Raw genomic sequence first — 16402 nt, 5'->3', positions numbered from 1 at the left:
AGCATTGGAACCACCTGATCCCATCCCGAACTCAGCAGTGAAACGATGCATCGCCGATGGTAGTGTGGGGTTTCCCCATGTGAGAGTAGGTCATCGTCAAGATTCATTTCGCAAAACCCCTATCTGCGCATGCAGGTAGGGGTTTTGTCTTTGTGGCCGTAAAATTCCTGGCTCGAACCAACCCTCCCTGGCTTGGCCAAGCCCTCTGTGGGAGCGTGTTGCGCGTGATATCGTTCCCCCCTCAGCCTCCCGCGCCTGCCAGAGACCTCCCGATGCTCACCACCCCCCAGCTTCACCCAGGCTTCATGATCGTCCACAGCAACCGCCTGGACGACCTGCGCAGCTTGGTGGTGAGCTGGATGCGTCGCTACCCATTGGCGCCGCTGGAAAACGAAATCGCCCTGGTGCAGAGCAACGGTATCGCCCAATGGCTCAAGCTGGCTCTGGCCGAAGACCCGCTGGAAGATGATCTGGGGGGCTGCGGCATTGCCGCCGCGATCGATGTGCAACTGCCCGGCACTTTCATGTGGCAGTTGTATCGCAGCGTGCTGGGTCGTGACGAAATTCCCGAAGTGTCCTTGCTCGACAAGGCTCCGCTGACCTGGCGCCTGATGCGCCTGCTGCCAGCACTTATCGAGCGACCGCATTTCGAGCCGCTGCGCCGTTTCCTCACCGACGACAGCGACCTGCGCAAGCGTTACCAGCTCTCCGAGCGCCTGGCCGACCTGTTTGACCAGTATCAGGTATACCGTGCCGACTGGCTCAAGGACTGGGCCGCCGGCCAGCACATCGTCAACACTGCCCGCAGCGAGCGCAAGGCGTTGCCTCCAGGCAACCGCTGGCAGGCCGAACTGTGGCGAGCGTTGCTTGACGATGTCGGCGAGCAGGGCATGGCGCAGAGCCGAGCCGGGGTACATCAACGCTTCATCGAGCGCATCAACAGCCTGGAGCAGGCACCTGCCGGGCTGCCATCGCGAGTGATCGTGTTCGGCATCTCTTCGCTGCCAGCACAGGCCCTGGAAGCCTTGGCAGGCCTGGCGCGGTTCAGCCAGGTGCTGTTGTGCGTGCACAACCCCTGCCGCCACCACTGGGCAGACATCGTTGCCGATAAGGACCTGCTGCGTCACCAGTACAAACGCCAACAGCGTAAGCAGGGCATGCCCCTGCAGCTGGACGACCAGTCGCTGCACCAACATGCCCACCCGTTGCTGGCTGCCTGGGGCAAACAAGGCCGCGACTATATCAACCTGCTCGATAGCTACGACGACCCGGGCAGCTACCAGGGCGTGTTCAGCGACGGCCGCATCGACCTGTTCAGCGACGGCTCGCCCACCACGCTGCTCAACCAGCTGCAAGACGACATTCTTGAGCTGCGGCCGCTAGCCGAAACCCGTGAACTGTGGCCACCCGTCGACTCGATCCAGGACCGCTCGATCCGCTTCCACATCGCCCACAGCCCACAACGCGAAGTGGAAATACTCCACGACCAGCTGTTGGCCCGCTTCAGTGCCGACCCCACTTTGCGCCCGCGTGACGTTATCGTCATGCTGCCAGCCATCGACACCTATGCGCCGCACATCCGGGCTGTATTCGGCCAGTTGCAGCGCAACGATCCGCGCTACATCCCGTTTACCCTGACTGACCAGGGGCAGCGTGGCCGCGAGCCTTTGTTGATCGCCCTCGAACACCTGCTCAAATTGCCCGATAGCCGCTTTGCGGTCAGTGAAGTGCTCGACCTGCTGGACGTACCGGCAGTCCGAGCCCGTTTCGGGGTCCGTGTGAACGACCTGCCCACCCTGCACCGCTGGATCGAGGGTGCAGGTATCCGCTGGGGCCTCAACGCCGAGCAGCGGGCCAGCCTGGGCTTGCCCGCCGGGCTTGAGCAGAACAGTTGGCGCTTCGGTCTGCGGCGCATGCTGCTTGGCTATGCCGTAGGCGTAGGCGAGGCCTGTGATGGCATAGAACCGTACGATGAAATCGGCGGCCTGGATGCGGCGTTGATTGGCCCACTGGTTGCACTGCTCGACGCCCTTGAAGTGGCGTATCAGGCCCTGTCCGAGCCTGCGACTGTCAGCCAGTGGGGCGAGCGGCTACACGCCCTGTTGCAAGTGTTCTTCCTTGCCGAAGGCGAGCATGATGAGTTCCTGCTGATGCAACTGCAGGATCTACGCGACAGCTGGCTTGAAGTGTGCGAGTCCGTCGGCCTGCAGGACTCGCTGCCGTTGACCGTGGTGCGCGAAGCCTGGCTGTCGGGCCTGGACCAGGGCAAGCTGTCGCAACGCTTTCTTGCTGGCTCGGTAAACTTCTGCACACTCATGCCTATGCGTGCCATCCCGTTTCGGGTGGTGTGCCTGCTGGGCATGAACGATGGCGACTACCCCCGCGCCCAGCAGCCGCTGGACTTCGACCTGATGGCCAGTGACTACCGCCCCGGTGACCGCTCGCGTCGCGAAGACGACCGCTACCTGCTGCTAGAAGCGCTGCTGTCGGCACGTGACCAGCTGTATGTCAGCTGGGTCGGTCGCAGTATCCGCGATAACAGCGAGCGCCCTGCCTCGGTACTCATCGGCCAGTTGCGTGACCATGTCGCTGCCGGCTGGCAGCTGGCCGGTGGCGAGCATGGGCAGCCAGCTGAAGCGGGTGAACAACTGCTGCATGCGCTGACTCAGGAACACCCGCTGCAACCGTTCAGCCCACGTTACTTCCAGAAGGGCAGTCCACTGTTCAGCTATGCCCACGAATGGCAGGTGCTGCACCAGAAGGGCGAGGACGCTGAGCAAGGTGATCCTGGGCTGCCGCCTTATGACGATGATGAAGCGCTGAGCCTGACCCAGCTGAATGACTTCTTGCGTCATCCGGTGCGGCACTTCTTCAGCCAGCGTCTGAAGGTATATTTCGAAGCGCTGGAAGCGCCGACCCCGGACGAAGAACCTTTCGTCCTCGACACCCTGCAACGTTACGGCGCCAGCGAGCGCTTGCTCGGCGCAGCGCTGGCCGAGCCGGATAATGCCGAACAAGCCCTGCAGGCCCAGGCCAGGCGCCTGCAAGCCTGCGGCCTACTACCACTGGCCGGTTTTGGCGAGTTGCTGCAGAGCGAATTGATCGAACCACTCCCCGACCTGTTGCAGCGTCATCAGCAGTTGTTGCAGCGCTGGCCACAGCTGGTCGAGGGCGCTTTGCCGATTCACTTCGCGCACGGTCGGCACCGTCTCGAAGGTTGGCTGGGCCGGGTGTTCCAGGCCGATGACCAGAGCCTGCTCAGCATTACCACGGTGCCCAACACCATCAGCGCCGGGCGCAACAACCTCAAGTGGCATCGTCTGATTGCGCCGTGGGTCACGCACCTGGCGGCCTGTGCGGCAGGTTACCCTTACAACAGCGCACTGGTAGCCAGTGATCTGACCCTGTTGCTCGCACCGCTGCCGCAAGAAACGGCTGCGCAACTGCTGGGCGAGCTGCTGGTCGCTCGCCAGGCGGCGATGAATGCGCCGCTGTCGGTCGCCGCCAAGACTGCCTTTGCCTGGCTGGCCCAGGACGATGCCGACAAGGCCCTGGCCGCAGCCGCCCGCGCCTATGAAGGCGATGAACGCACCAGCTTCGGCGAGCGCGGTGAGAGCATTGCGTTGGCCCGGCAGTTCCGCGATTTCGCAGCGCTCTGCGCCGACGAAACCTTTGTGGGCTGGTGCGAAACCTTGTACCGCCCATTGTTCACCGCCCCTTGGCAAACCCTGGGCAACCCGGAGAAAGGCGCATGACCCAGGTCCGCCCACTGGCACTGAGTTTCCCCCTGCATGGCAGCCAGCTGATCGAGGCCAGCGCCGGCACCGGCAAGACCTTCACCATTTCGGCGCTGTACCTGCGCCTGATCCTCGGTCACGGTGGCGAGCAGGGTTTCGAGCGCGAGCTGCTGCCACCGCAGATTCTCGTGGTGACATTCACCGACGCAGCCACCAAAGAACTGCGGGAGCGTATCCGTGCGCGTCTCGCTGAAGCCGCCCGGTTCTTCCGTGGCGAACTGGAAGGTGCCGATCCGCTGCTGCATCAGCTGCGTGACGATTACCCCGAGGAGGCCTGGCCACGTTGTGCCGGCCGCCTGGAAATCGCCGTACAGTGGATGGACGAAGCAGCGGTTTCGACCATTCACGGTTGGTGCCAGCGCATGCTGCGCGAGCATGCCTTCGACAGTGGCAGCCTGTTTACCCAGACCCTGGAAACCGACCACAGCGAGTTGCTAGGCCAGGTCATGCGCGATTACTGGCGGCGATTCTGTTACAGCATGGAAGGTGACGCCCTGGCCTGGGTGCGCGGCCACTGGGGTAGCCCAGACGCGTTGCTCCCACGCATTCGGCCGCTGTTCGGCCGAGTCCGCGCCCAGCAGGACGGCCCAGAGCCGGCAGCGCTGATCGAGGCATCGCTGAAGCAACGCAGCGAACAGCTGGCGCGCCTGAAAGCGCCATGGGCGCAGTGGGCCGAGGAACTGCGGCAGCTCTGCCGCGATGCTCTGGCCGCCAAGCAAGTCGACGGCCGCAAGATGCAGGCACGCTATTTCGAACCGTGGTTCGACAAGCTCAGTGCCTGGGCCAGCGACGAGCAACTGCTGGAGCTCGACCTGGGCACCGGCTTTACCCGGCTGACCCCCGTGGGCATGGCCGACGCATGGAAGGGGGAGCCTCCTGAACACCCCGCATTGATCGCCATGCAGACCTTGCAGCAGCAATTGCAGGCCCTGGATAGCCCGGATGCGCCGTTGCTGGAGCACGCTGCCAGCTGGGTGTCGGCACGTTTTGAAGTGGAGAAGCGGCGGCGAGCGGAAATGGGCTTCGACGACATGCTCGTGCGTCTGCAGCATGCACTGGCCGGCGAGGCTGGCGAGCGCTTGGCCGGGTTGATCCGCGAACAGTTCCCGGTAGCGCTGATCGACGAGTTCCAGGACACAGACCCGGTCCAGTACGGCATTTTCGAGCGTATCTACCAGATCAGCGAAAATCGTGCAGAAACTGGCCTGTTCATGATCGGTGACCCCAAGCAGGCGATCTACGCATTCCGCGGGGCCGACATCTACACCTACCTTGCCGCCCGGCGTGCCACCCGTGGTCGCCTGCACAGCCTGGACACCAACTACCGCTCCAGCAAAGCGATGGTCGCGGCGGTCAACCAGGTTTTCCTGCAAGCTGAGGCGCGTGAAGCGGGGCGCGGTGCGTTCCTGTTCCGTGAGGCCGATGACAACCCGTTGCCGTTCATCGAGGTCCGCGCCAAAGGCCGTGGCGAGCAATGGGTGATCGACGGTGAAGCCAGCGCAGCCCTGCAATGCTGGCAGTTGCAAAGTGACGAACCGGTCTCGAGCACTACCTACCGCCAACAGCTGGCAGCCAGTTGCGCCAGCCATATCGTCGCTTTGCTCAATGGCGGCCAGCGCGGCACGGCGGGCTTCCGGAATGCTGAGGGCGAACTGCGGCCCTGCCTGCCGTCAGACATTGCCATCCTGGTAAGGGATGGCCATGAAGCGCAGATGGTTCGCGCCGAGCTGGCCGCGCGTGAGGTGCGCAGTGTGTACCTGTCCGACAAGGATTCGGTGTTCGCTGCCCAGGAAGCCCACGACTTGCTGGCCTGGCTCAAGGCCTGCGCCGAGCCCGACTCGGAGCGCCTGCTCAAGGCCGCGTTGGCCAGCCTTACCCTTGGCCTGTCGCTGGCCGCGCTGGACCGGCTGAACCAGGACGAACGGGTCTGGGAAGGCTGGGTCATGCGCTTCCGCCACTATCGCGACACTTGGCAGCGCCAAGGCGTGCTGCCGATGTTGCGCCATCTGCTGCATGATTTTCAGCTGCCGCGCACGCTGATCCGCCGCGCCGATGGCGAAAGGGTGCTGACCAACCTGCTGCACCTGGCCGAGTTGCTGCAACAGGCCGCCGGCGAGCTGGATGGCGAACAGGCGCTGATTCGCCACCTGGCCGAACAGCTGGCCAGCTCCGGGCAGGCTGGCGAAGAACAGATCCTGCGCCTTGAAAGCGACGAACAGCTGGTCAAGGTGGTGACTATCCACAAGTCCAAGGGCCTGGAGTATCCCTTGGTCTACCTGCCTTTCATCTGCACCAGCAAGCCGGTGGACGGCAGCCGCCTGCCGTTGGCCTGGCATGACAGCGAGGGTGATGCCCACCTTACCCTTACCCCTAAACCCGAGCAGATCGAGCGCGCCGATGACGAGCGCCTGGCTGAAGACCTGCGCCTGCTCTACGTGGCCCTGACCCGCGCCCAGCATGCCTGCTGGCTGGGCGTCGCCGACCTCAAGCGCGGCAACCAGAAGAGCTCACAACTGCACCGTTCGGCATTCGGCTACCTGCTGGGTGGCGGCCTTGCCCTGGCCGGTTCGGCGCAGCTGGGCGACTGGCTGCAAACCTTGGCCGCGACCAGCCCGCACATCACGTGCCCGGGCCTGCCGGAGGCGGATGAGCAGGTGTATCGCATGCCACAGGCCGAGCGTGAACTGCTGCCTGCACGCAAGCCACGCCGCGCAGCGGCCGAACACTGGTGGATCGCTTCATATAGCGCCCTGCGCGTCGGCGATCAAACCCTCGGTGCCGACAGTTCGCTGGCCCAGCAACTGCTGGATGATGAGGTGGTCGATGCGCAGATGCTGCGCGAAGTCCCGGCCGACAGCGGCGATATTCACCGCTTCCCGCGGGGGCCGAACCCCGGCACCTTCCTGCATGGTTTGCTGGAGTGGGCGGGCCGCGAAGGCTTCAGCCAGGTCAGCGGCAATCCGCAGATGATCGCGCAAATGGTTGGCCAGCGTTGCAACCGCCGTGACTGGACCGGCTGGATCACCACCCTGAGTGACTGGATGCAGCGCTTGCTGGGCGAAGCATTGCCGCTGCCAGGCAGCGAGCAGGGGCTGACGCTTGGGCAGCTGCGTCATTACCAGATCGAGATGGAATTCTGGTTTGCCAGCCACCGGGTCGACGCCGAACAGCTAGACCGCCTGGTGGCACGCCACACGCACCCTGGCCAGGCACGACCGGCGGCGCAGCCGACTGTACTCAATGGCATGTTCAAAGGTTTCATCGACCTGGCGTTCGAGCTGGACGGGCGCTACTACGTGACCGACTACAAGTCCAATTGGTTGGGCCCGGACATCCAGGCTTACGATGCCCCGGCCATGGAGAAGGCCATCCTCGAACATCGCTACGACCTGCAGTACGTGCTGTACCTGCTGGCCCTGCATCGTCAATTGCGCGCGCGACTGCCGGACTACGATTACGACCGCCACGTGGGTGGCGCCCTGTTCATCTTCCTGCGCGGTGCCAGCAGCAGCGGCCATGGCGTGTACCACGTCAAACCGCCGCGCGAGCTGATCGAAAGCCTGGATGCGCTGTTTCGTGGCGAGCACCCGCCCGTGCAGCAGGACCTGTTTGCCGGAGCCGAGCTATGAGCCGCAGCCTTGTCGATCTGTTGCCCACCCCGTTGCACGCTGAACACCTGCTGGCGCTGGCTCCACAGCATGACAGCGGTGACCTGCTGCAACTACTCGATCGTTGGGTAGAGCGGGGCTGGCTGCGTGCCCTGGACCGCGCATTCGTGTCGTTCCTCGAGGAACGCGCCCCCGGCAGCGACCCCTTGCTGTTGCTGGCGGCGGCATTGGCCAGCCACCAGCTGGGCCATGGCCATGTCTGCCTCGATCTGCAGCAAACCCTGGCCGAACCTGACTTTGCCCTGTCGTTGCCGCCCGAAGGTGATGCCCTGACCGGCCCTTTGCTGCTGCCCTCGCAGCTGCTGGCCAACCTCGATTTGAATGCCTGGCGCCAGCGCATCGCTGCCAGCCCGCTGGTGGCCGCTGGCGACACCCCGGGCCAGCAGGCGCGGCCATTGGTGCTCAGTAGTGACCGCCTGTACCTGCGCCGCTACTGGAGCTACGAGCGGCGCATCGACCATACCCTGCGCCAACGCCTGTCCCAGGCCGAGGTACCGCCTGCGGACCTGTCGCAACGTCTGGCGCAGTTGTTCGAGGGCGGGGCAGCAGCCGGCCAGGTGGACTGGCAGAAACTCGCCTGCGCGCTGGCTACCCGTGCCGGCTTCAGCATCATCACCGGCGGCCCTGGCACCGGTAAGACGACCACCGTGGTGCGCCTGCTGGCCTTGTTGCAGGCGCCGGCAGTGGAGCAGGGCAGGCCGCTGCGTATCCGCTTGGCGGCCCCGACCGGCAAGGCCGCTGCACGCCTGACCGAATCCATTGGCCAGCAGGTCGAGCGCCTGCAGGTCAGCGCTGAGGTGCGCGGGCAGATCCCGACCGAAGTCAGCACCGTGCACCGTCTGCTCGGCAGCCGCCCGGGGTCGCGGCACTTCCGCCACCATGGCGGCAACCCGTTGCCACTGGACGTGCTGGTGGTCGACGAAGCGTCGATGATCGACCTGGAAATGATGGCCAACCTGCTGGATGCCTTGCCGCCCCGGGCACGTCTGGTGCTGCTGGGCGACAAGGACCAGTTGGCGTCGGTCGAGGCAGGGGCCGTACTGGGCGACCTGTGTCGGGACGCCGAGGAGGGTTACTACTCACCGCAGACCGCTACCTGGCTGGAACAGATCAGTGGCGAATCGCTGACCGACAGTGGCCTCAAGGTTGGCAATGAGCAGCGCAATCCGCTGGCCCAGCAGGTGGTGATGTTGCGTTTTTCGCGGCGCTTTGGCGAAGGCAGCGGCATTGGCCAGCTGGCGCGGCTGGTCAACCGCCAGGACTCACACGCGGCGCGCAACCTGCTGGCTGCACCACCGTCCGACGTACACAGCCTGGCACTCAAGCACGAGCAGGACCGCGCCTTTGACCGCCTGCTGCTCGATGGCCTCAACCGCGGCAATGACGGCCCGCAAGGCTACCGCAGCTACCTGCGCACCCTTGGCCGCTACCGGCCGTCACTGGGCACCGCGTTTGATGACCCCGCCTGGGAGCACTGGGCGGGCAAGGTGTTGCACAGCTTCGAGGACTTCCAGTTGCTGTGCGCGGTGCGCCGCGGTGCCTGGGGTGTCGAAGGCCTCAACCAGCGCGTGGCGCGGGTGCTGCACAGTGCCGGGCTGATCGACAGCCAGCAGCCCTGGTACGAGGGGCGTCCGGTCCTGGTGACCCGTAACGACTATGGCCTGGGCCTGATGAACGGCGATATCGGCATTGCCCTGCGCCTGCCGGATGAGCGTGGTGAGCCGCTGCTGCGTGTGGCCTTCCCGCGTAACGACGGCAGCGGCGGGGTACGTTTTGTCTTGCCCAGCCGGCTCAACGAAGTGGAAACGGTATTTGCCATGACCGTACACAAGTCCCAGGGCTCGGAATTCGGCCACACCGCGTTGGTGCTGCCGGACGCGCTCAATCCGGTGCTGACCAAGGAACTGGTGTACACCGGTATCACCCGTGCCAAGCACTGCTTCAGCCTGGTCGAGCCGCGCCACGGTATTTTCGAAGAAGCGGTGGCGCGCAAGGTGCGGCGCATTTCCGGGTTGATGCTCGAACAGGTCTAGCGTCAGGGAACCGCGGGTTCACTTGGGTTTCGCTAACATGCGTTCCCTGGGGTAGCAACTGTCTTGCTCAATTTCTAGAATCTTGTGCGGTCCCTGTGGGAGCGGGCTGGTCCCGCGAAGACGGGCGAAGCCCGTGCCATCCACCGCGTCGGCTGGTTCGCGGGTGAACCCGCTGCCACAGGGAGCGCATGCCTGTGAGATCGGCGTCTCCTACAACGATGCGGCCATGTGCTATCGTTGCGCCGATGCCGCAAAGGACTTCAAGAGATTCCCCCCATGCACGTGTCCGCGAGGCGACTGACAAGCTGTGCGCTTTCGCTATTGCTGGCCGTCCTGTTCCTTTGTGCAGGCCCCGCCCGGGCAGAAACCGCTGCAACCGCCGCCCAGGCGCAACAGCGCGCCAAGGCCGTTACCCAGGTGGTGTTGGGCATTTTCAGTTATGCCCGCTGGCCGGTCGAACCCTCCACCTTGCGCCTGTGCCTGGTCGGCCCGACCGAGTACGCCGATGACCTGATCAAGGGGCATGTACAGGAGTCCGGGCGCCCTTTGCAGGTGAAGCGCCTGCTGGCAGACGACGCGCAGGTCGCCCAGGCCTGCGACGCCATCTATATCGGCGAGCTCGACCAAGGCCAACGTGACAAACTGTTCGAGCGCGTCAGCGGCCACCCGGTCCTGAGCATCAGCGAGGCCAACGACCCGTGTACGGTCGGCAGCCTGTTCTGCCTGCAGGTCAGTGACCAGCAAGTGGCCTTCGAGGTCAATCTCGACTCGGTGGCGCGCTCTGGCGTGCGCATTCACCCCAGCGTTCTGCAACTGTCGCGCCGTCGGACGGTGCAGCCATGAAGCTTGCCGGCAAGCTCAGAGTGCGCCCGACCCTGCGTTCAGTGCTGGGCCGTGGTCACCTTAGCGTCGCCTTGCTCGCCGTGGGCCTGGCCGGTATTTCCCTGACCCTGCTGGGCGTGCTTGCCTTGAGTGTCTACGCCAACCACAACTTGCAGCTGATCGCACGGTCGATCAACTACACCGTGGAAGCGGCAGTGGTGTTCAATGACAGTGCTGCCGCCAATGAATCACTGGCGCTGATCGCCAGTACCGAAGAGGTTGCCGAGGCCAAGGTATTCAACCATGAGGGCGAGCAACTGGCGCACTGGCAACGGGGCGATACCGGCATGCTCGCCTTGCTGGAAGTGCAGGTCGCCAGCGCCTTGCTGGATGAGCCCGTCAACCTCCCGATCATGCACCAGCAGCAACAGGTCGGGCACATAGAGCTGGTCGGTCAGGGCCGCAGCCTGTTGCTGTTCCTGCTTGGCGGCTTGGCCGGCATCCTGTGCTGCACGATTCTCAGTGCCTTGGCCGCCCAGTACCTGTCGCGGCGGCTGCTCAGCGATATCACCCGCCCGTTGCGTGGCCTGGCCAGTGTCGCGCACGCCGCCCGCCGCGAGCGCAGCTTCGATCGGCGTGTACCTGAAGCGGCGATTGCCGAACTCAACGAGCTGGGTAATGACTTCAACGCCCTGCTGGACGAACTGGAGGTATGGCAAAGCCACCTGCAGAGCGAAAACCAGACCTTGGCCCACCAGGCCAGCCACGACAGCCTCACTGGCCTGCCCAACCGTGCCTTCTTCGAGGGGCGCCTGAACCGTAGCGTGCGCAATGCGGCACGCCAGCAGGATCATCTGGCGTTGCTGTTCCTCGACAGCGACCACTTCAAGCAGATCAACGACACCCTTGGGCACGCCGTGGGCGACGAAGTGCTGATCAGCGTCGCCGACCGGGTGCGCGCCCAGCTGCGTGAGCACGACCTGGTGGCGCGCCTGGGTGGAGACGAGTTCGCCGTGTTGTTGACGCCTTTGCATACGCGCCGTGATGCCGAGCAGATCGCCGAGAAGATCGTGGCCAGCATGAAGCTGCCGGTGCAGCTGGACAGCGGCCGCAATATCGCCACTTCACTGAGTATCGGTATTGCCTATTACCCGGATGACGGCACTGACCCCGCCAGTCTTCTCAATGCCGCCGATGCGGCGATGTACCAGGCCAAGCGCGAACGACGCGGCCATTGGCATGTGGCGCAGACGGAACGGTCCGCCACGGAAATCAAGAACAGGAGTTGACCCCGTGATACAGGCTATACGTTTTCCGCTTTGGGTTTTGCTGCTCGCCGTGCTGGCGCTGTCCGGTTGCCAGAGCGCACCGCCGAAGGGACTCACCCCTGAACAGATTGCCGTACTCAAGCGCGAAGGTTTCACCCCAACCGACGAAGGCTGGGCTTACGACCTGTCTGGCAAAGTGCTGTTCGGCAGCGACCTGGACAGCCTCAACGGCCAAAGCCAGGCGATTGTCGAGCGTATTGGCAAGGCACTGCTCAGTGTGGGTATCCAGGCCGTGCGGGTGGACGGGCATGCCGACTCATCCGGCAAGACGGCCTACAATCAGCAGCTGTCCGAGCGCCGCGCGCAGAGCGTGAGCACGGCGCTGGTCGGGGTTGGCATGCAGCCGCAGAACATTCACAGCCGTGGCCTCGGCAGCAGCCAACCCGTGGCGGACAACCGCACCAGCGCCGGGCGTACCGAGAACCGCCGCGTGTCTATCGTGGTGGCGTCCTACTGACCAATCCCGCGCAATCGCGCGATGGGTGTAGCAGCGGGCTCATCCCCTCCATCATGCCTGAGCGAACCGCATCTCCCGCGTCTCACCCATCAGCAACGGCGTATTCGCCTCGGTCACCCCGCGGATGTAATCCCATAGCAGGGTAATCCGCTTCAACTTGCGTAAATCCTCCCGGCAATACATCCAGAACTGCCGCGTGACCTCAATTTCCATCGGCAGCACCGTCACCAATCGCGGGTCCTGCGCCGCGAGGAAGCATGGCAGGATCGCCAACCCACGCCCCTGCAACGCCGCCGTGTACTGGGCAATCACACTGGTACTGCGCAAATGCGCGTTGGCGCTGGGAATGAGGTTGGCCAGGTACAGCAGCTCCGAACTGAACGCCAGATCATCCACGTAACTGATGAACGGATGCCTGGCCAAGTCCGCCACCTGGCGAATCGGCGCGTGGCTGTCCAGGTAATCCTGGGTCGCATACAGCCGCAAGCGGTAGTCGCACAACTTGCAACACACATACGGCCCGTGCTCCGGTCGCTCCAGGGCAATGACGATATCCGCTTCGCGCTTGGACAGGCTGATGAAGTGCGGTAGCGGCAGGATATCCACAGAAATCGCCGGATACGCATCGACGAAGTGGCTTAGCTGTGGGGTGATGAAAAAGCTGCCAAAGCCTTCGGTGCAGCCCATGCGCACATGCCCCGACAACGCCACGCTCGACCCGGACACCTGCTCGCACGCCATGTGCAGCGTGCTCTCGATCGACTCGGCATAGCCCAGCAAACGCTGACCTTCGGCGGTGAGGACAAAGCCATTGGTCCGCGACTTTTCAAACAGCAAGGTGCCCAGCGCACCCTCCAGCGAGCTGATGCGGCGCGACACGGTGGTGTAGTCCACGCTCAGTCGTTTGGCGGCACTGCTGGCCTTGCGGGTGCGGGCCACTTCAAGGAAAAACTTCAAGTCGTCCCAGTTGAGCGCGCTCAGGGATGTGAGGTCTTTTTGCATGATGATCCGGTTTTTTTGTGCGTTCTTGTTGGATGTTTGCACATCTATACTCGAAACAAGCCTCAGGACGCCACCTCGCGTTTGCCCGGCGCTGGCGATCTCGTCCCGACAATAATTCCAAGGAGAACGCAGATGAACGCACCGCAATCCCACAGCAGCACCAAGGTCGAGCAGGTAAAGCTGCTGATCGACGGCCAGTGGGTCGAGTCGAAAACCACCGAATGGCGCGACATCGTCAACCCGGCCACCCAAGAAGTGCTGGCGCGCGTGCCGTTTGCCACCGTCGAGGAAGTCGACGCTGCCGTGGCCGCTGCTCATCGCGCTTTCAAGACTTGGCGCGATACCCCGATCGGCGCGCGTATGCGCATCATGCTCAAGCTGCAGGCGCTGATCCGCGAACACACCAAACGTATTGCCCAGGTGCTCAGCGCTGAGCAGGGCAAAACCATTGCAGACGCCGAGGGCGACATCTTCCGCGGCCTGGAAGTGGTCGAGCATGCGGCGTCCATCGGTACCCTGCAGATGGGCGAGTTCGCCGAGAACGTCGCTGGCGGTGTCGATACCTACACCCTGCGCCAGCCGATCGGCGTATGCGCCGGCATCACCCCGTTCAACTTCCCGGCGATGATCCCGCTGTGGATGTTCCCCATGGCCATCGTCTGCGGCAACACCTTCGTGCTCAAGCCGTCCGAGCAAGATCCGCTGTCGACCATGCTACTGGTCGAGCTGGCGCTGGAAGCCGGCGTACCGGCCGGTGTGCTTAACGTGGTGCACGGGGGCAAGCAGGTGGTGGATGCCATTTGCACCCACCCGGACATCAAGGCGATCTCTTTCGTTGGTTCTACCGAAGTGGGCACCCACGTGTACAACCTGGGTAGCCAGCACGGCAAGCGGGTTCAGTCGATGATGGGCGCCAAGAACCACGCGGTAGTGCTGCCCGATGCCAATCGCACGCAAACCATCAACGCCCTGGTCGGTGCCGCCTTCGGCGCAGCTGGCCAGCGCTGCATGGCGACCTCGGTGGCCGTGCTGGTAGGCAAGGCCCGCGAGTGGCTGCCGGATATCAAGGAAGCCGCTGGCAAGCTCAAGGTCAATGCCGGCTGCGAGCCAGGTACCGACGTGGGTCCGGTGGTTTCCAAACGCGCCAAGGAGCGTGTGCTGGGCCTGATTGAAAGCGGTATCAAGGAAGGCGCCAAGCTGGAACTCGACGGCCGTGACGTCAAGGTACCGGGCTACGAGCAAGGCAACTTCGTCGGCCCAACCCTGTTCTCTGGCGTGAAGACCGACATGCAGGTGTACACCCAGGAAATCTTCGGCCCGGTCTTGGTGACCCTGGAGGTCGATACCCTCGACGAGGCGATCGCCCTGGTCAACGCCAACCCGTTCGGCAACGGCACCGGCCTGTTCACTCAAAGCGGCGCGGCCGCGCGCAAGTTCCAGAGCGAAATCGACATCGGCCAGGTCGGTATCAACATCCCGATTCCGGTACCGGTACCGTTCTTCAGCTTCACCGGCTCCCGGGGCTCCAAACTCGGCGACCTGGGCCCGTACGGCAAGCAAGTGGTGCAGTTCTACACTCAGACCAAGACCGTTACCGCGCGCTGGTTCGATGACGACAGCGTCAATGACGGTGTGAACACCACCATCAGCCTGCGCTAAGGAGCACGACATGCGTATCGCATTCATCGGCCTGGGCAACATGGGTGCGCCCATGGCCCGCAATCTGATCAAGGCCGGGCACCAGCTGAACCTGTTCGACCTGAACAAGGCTGTGCTCGCCGAGCTGGCCGAACTGGGCGGGCAAATCAGCCCGTCGCCCAAGGACGCGGCAGCCAATAGCGAACTGGTGATCACCATGCTGCCGGCTGCAGCCCATGTACGCAGTGTGTACCTGAACGACGACGGTGTGTTGGCCGGTATTCGCCCCGGTACGCCGACCGTGGACTGCAGCACCATCGACCCGCAGACCGCTCGGGATGTGTCCAAGGCTGCAGCGGCCAAGGGTGTAGACATGGGCGACGCACCGGTCTCCGGTGGCACTGGCGGTGCCGCGGCCGGCACGCTCACGTTCATGGTCGGTGCCAGCACCGAATTGTTCGCCAGCCTCAAACCGGTGCTGGAGCAGATGGGCCGCAACATCGTGCACTGCGGTGAGGTTGGCACCGGGCAAATCGCCAAGATCTGCAACAACCTGCTGCTGGGCATTTCGATGATCGGCGTGTCCGAGGCGATGGCCTTGGGCAATGCGCTGGGCATCGACACCAAGGTGCTGGCTGGCATCATCAACAGTTCAACCGGGCGCTGCTGGAGTTCGGACACCTACAACCCATGGCCGGGCATTGTCGAGACCGCACCGGCATCGCGTGGCTACACCGGTGGTTTTGGTGCCGAGCTGATGCTCAAGGACCTGGGGCTGGCGACCGAAGCTGCACGCCAGGCTCATCAGCCCGTGATCCTCGGCGCCGTGGCCCAGCAGCTGTATCAGGCCATGAGCCTGCGCGGTGAGGGCGGCAAGGACTTCTCGGCCATCGTTGAGGGTTATCGCAAGAAGGAGTGATGCAAGGGGTGGACTTCATCGCGGGCCAGGCGGCCTTCCCTCTGTAACTGCGCACCAGAGGGAAGGGCGGCTGCCCCGCGTTTTTTTGCAGGGCTATGCAGACCCTGTGGGGTCAGGCGAAGACGAAGTACTTGCGCACGGTCTCGACCACTTCCCAGGTGCCTTTCATACCCGGTTCGATCACGAATACATCACCTGCCTTCAGGTGCTTGGGTTCTTCGCCTTCCGGAGTGATGATGCAGTAGCCGTCGAGGAAGTGGCAGAACTCCCACTTCTCGTAGTTGACCTCGAACTTGCCTGGGGTACAGATCCAGGTGCCCATGATCTTGCTACCGTCGGCCGACAGGTAGGCGTTGAGGTTGACGGTGTGCGGATCGCCGCCGATGCGCTTCCACTTGGTGGCGTCCACGACCGGCGTCGGGCAGGTTTCGCGCAGGACGGTGATGAAATCGGACATGGCACAACTCCTGGTGACTGGCTGAATGACTCGTCACCATAGGGCCATCGACCGAGCCGCAGTTGCCTGGGCTCGACGTCCAGCTGCCTGCCCGCGCTATGCCAGGCGGTTTACCTCGACGGTCAGCTCATACCTGCGCCGGAAAGGGCGCTGACCAATCCCGCGGCATAGCCTGGCAGCGCCGCAAAATCCCGTGCGCATAACAGTAAGCTGCGGTTGGCCCATGGCTCTTCCAGCGTCACCCAGTGCAACGGCAACACCCCCTGCCAACGCTGCACTGC

At 63.8% G+C, this 16402-nt stretch carries 10 protein-coding genes, 1 rRNA gene and 1 pseudogene; 9 read left to right on the top strand and 3 right to left on the bottom strand.

The features are described 5' to 3' along the window. The 7 genes from rrf to DMX11_RS25135 all read left to right on the top strand — a co-directional run. Window positions 1–102 (top strand): 5S ribosomal RNA (rrf, locus tag DMX11_RS25170); the annotation flags it as partial. A gap of 170 nt (window positions 103–272) precedes the next feature. Next, complete coding sequence (recC, locus tag DMX11_RS25165; RefSeq protein ID WP_110748320.1) at window positions 273–3755, top strand: exodeoxyribonuclease V subunit gamma; 3483 nt, start codon at window positions 273–275, stop codon at window positions 3753–3755. Further along, window positions 3752–7426 (top strand): exodeoxyribonuclease V subunit beta, encoded by a 3675-nt coding sequence (recB, locus tag DMX11_RS25160; protein ID WP_110748317.1) that lies wholly within the window; start codon window positions 3752–3754, stop codon window positions 7424–7426. Before recC ends, recB begins: the two co-directional genes overlap by 4 nt. After that, complete coding sequence (gene recD / locus DMX11_RS25155) at window positions 7423–9498, top strand: exodeoxyribonuclease V subunit alpha (protein WP_110748313.1); 2076 nt, start codon at window positions 7423–7425, stop codon at window positions 9496–9498. The genes recB and recD overlap by 4 nt, the downstream gene beginning before the upstream one ends. Window positions 9499–9774: 276 nt before the next feature. Then, window positions 9775–10341: a YfiR family protein gene (locus DMX11_RS25145; RefSeq protein ID WP_110748307.1), complete on the top strand. Its 567-nt coding sequence runs from the start codon at window positions 9775–9777 to the stop codon at window positions 10339–10341. Beyond that, complete coding sequence (locus tag DMX11_RS25140; protein ID WP_110748304.1) at window positions 10338–11609, top strand: diguanylate cyclase domain-containing protein; 1272 nt, start codon at window positions 10338–10340, stop codon at window positions 11607–11609. The genes DMX11_RS25145 and DMX11_RS25140 overlap by 4 nt, the downstream gene beginning before the upstream one ends. Before the next feature lie 4 nt (window positions 11610–11613). Further along, window positions 11614–12105, top strand: a complete 492-nt coding sequence (locus tag DMX11_RS25135) for an OmpA family protein (protein ID WP_110748300.1) — start codon at window positions 11614–11616, stop codon at window positions 12103–12105. Between the two features lie 51 nt (window positions 12106–12156). Here the strand turns inward: DMX11_RS25135 and DMX11_RS25130 are convergent, their stop codons facing one another. After that, window positions 12157–13107, bottom strand: a complete 951-nt coding sequence (locus tag DMX11_RS25130) for a LysR family transcriptional regulator (protein WP_110748297.1) — start codon at window positions 13105–13107, stop codon at window positions 12157–12159. A gap of 132 nt (window positions 13108–13239) precedes the next feature. Between DMX11_RS25130 and DMX11_RS25125 the strand changes: the two genes are divergently transcribed. Together DMX11_RS25125 and mmsB are read left to right on the top strand one after the other, a co-directional pair. Next, complete coding sequence (locus tag DMX11_RS25125; protein ID WP_110748292.1) at window positions 13240–14766, top strand: CoA-acylating methylmalonate-semialdehyde dehydrogenase; 1527 nt, start codon at window positions 13240–13242, stop codon at window positions 14764–14766. Between the two features lie 10 nt (window positions 14767–14776). Next, window positions 14777–15664 (top strand): 3-hydroxyisobutyrate dehydrogenase, encoded by an 888-nt coding sequence (gene mmsB, locus DMX11_RS25120; protein WP_110748288.1) that lies wholly within the window; start codon window positions 14777–14779, stop codon window positions 15662–15664. A gap of 112 nt (window positions 15665–15776) precedes the next feature. Here mmsB and DMX11_RS25115 read toward each other — a convergent pair whose 3' ends face one another. After that, window positions 15777–16121, bottom strand: coding sequence for a cupin domain-containing protein (locus DMX11_RS25115; protein WP_003258412.1), 345 nt, complete (start codon window positions 16119–16121; stop codon window positions 15777–15779). Window positions 16122–16243: 122 nt separating this feature from the next. Beyond that, window positions 16244–16402: pseudogene (locus DMX11_RS26310) on the bottom strand (LysR family transcriptional regulator); the annotation flags it as partial.

Origin of the sequence: Pseudomonas sp. LB-090624 (genome assembly GCF_003205205.1) — a bacterium.
GTDB lineage: Bacteria > Pseudomonadota > Gammaproteobacteria > Pseudomonadales > Pseudomonadaceae > Aquipseudomonas.
The sequence above is the reverse complement of the archived record's forward strand: the minus strand, read 5'-3'. Positions and strand labels throughout refer to the sequence as shown.

Excerpts from the sequence above, each read along its gene's own strand:
- recC (WP_110748320.1), top strand. The coding sequence starts at position 273 with ATGCTCACCACCCCCCAGCTTCACCCAGGCTTCATGATCGTCCACAGC.
- recB (WP_110748317.1), top strand. The coding sequence starts at position 3,752 with ATGACCCAGGTCCGCCCACTGGCACTGAGTTTCCCCCTGCATGGCAGC.
- recD (WP_110748313.1), top strand. The coding sequence starts at position 7,423 with ATGAGCCGCAGCCTTGTCGATCTGTTGCCCACCCCGTTGCACGCTGAA.
- DMX11_RS25145 (WP_110748307.1), top strand. The coding sequence starts at position 9,775 with ATGCACGTGTCCGCGAGGCGACTGACAAGCTGTGCGCTTTCGCTATTG.
- DMX11_RS25140 (WP_110748304.1), top strand. The coding sequence starts at position 10,338 with ATGAAGCTTGCCGGCAAGCTCAGAGTGCGCCCGACCCTGCGTTCAGTG.
- DMX11_RS25130 (WP_110748297.1), bottom strand. The coding sequence starts at position 13,107 with ATGCAAAAAGACCTCACATCCCTGAGCGCGCTCAACTGGGACGACTTG.
- DMX11_RS25125 (WP_110748292.1), top strand. The coding sequence starts at position 13,240 with ATGAACGCACCGCAATCCCACAGCAGCACCAAGGTCGAGCAGGTAAAG.
- mmsB (WP_110748288.1), top strand. The coding sequence starts at position 14,777 with ATGCGTATCGCATTCATCGGCCTGGGCAACATGGGTGCGCCCATGGCC.
- DMX11_RS25115 (WP_003258412.1), bottom strand. The coding sequence starts at position 16,121 with ATGTCCGATTTCATCACCGTCCTGCGCGAAACCTGCCCGACGCCGGTC.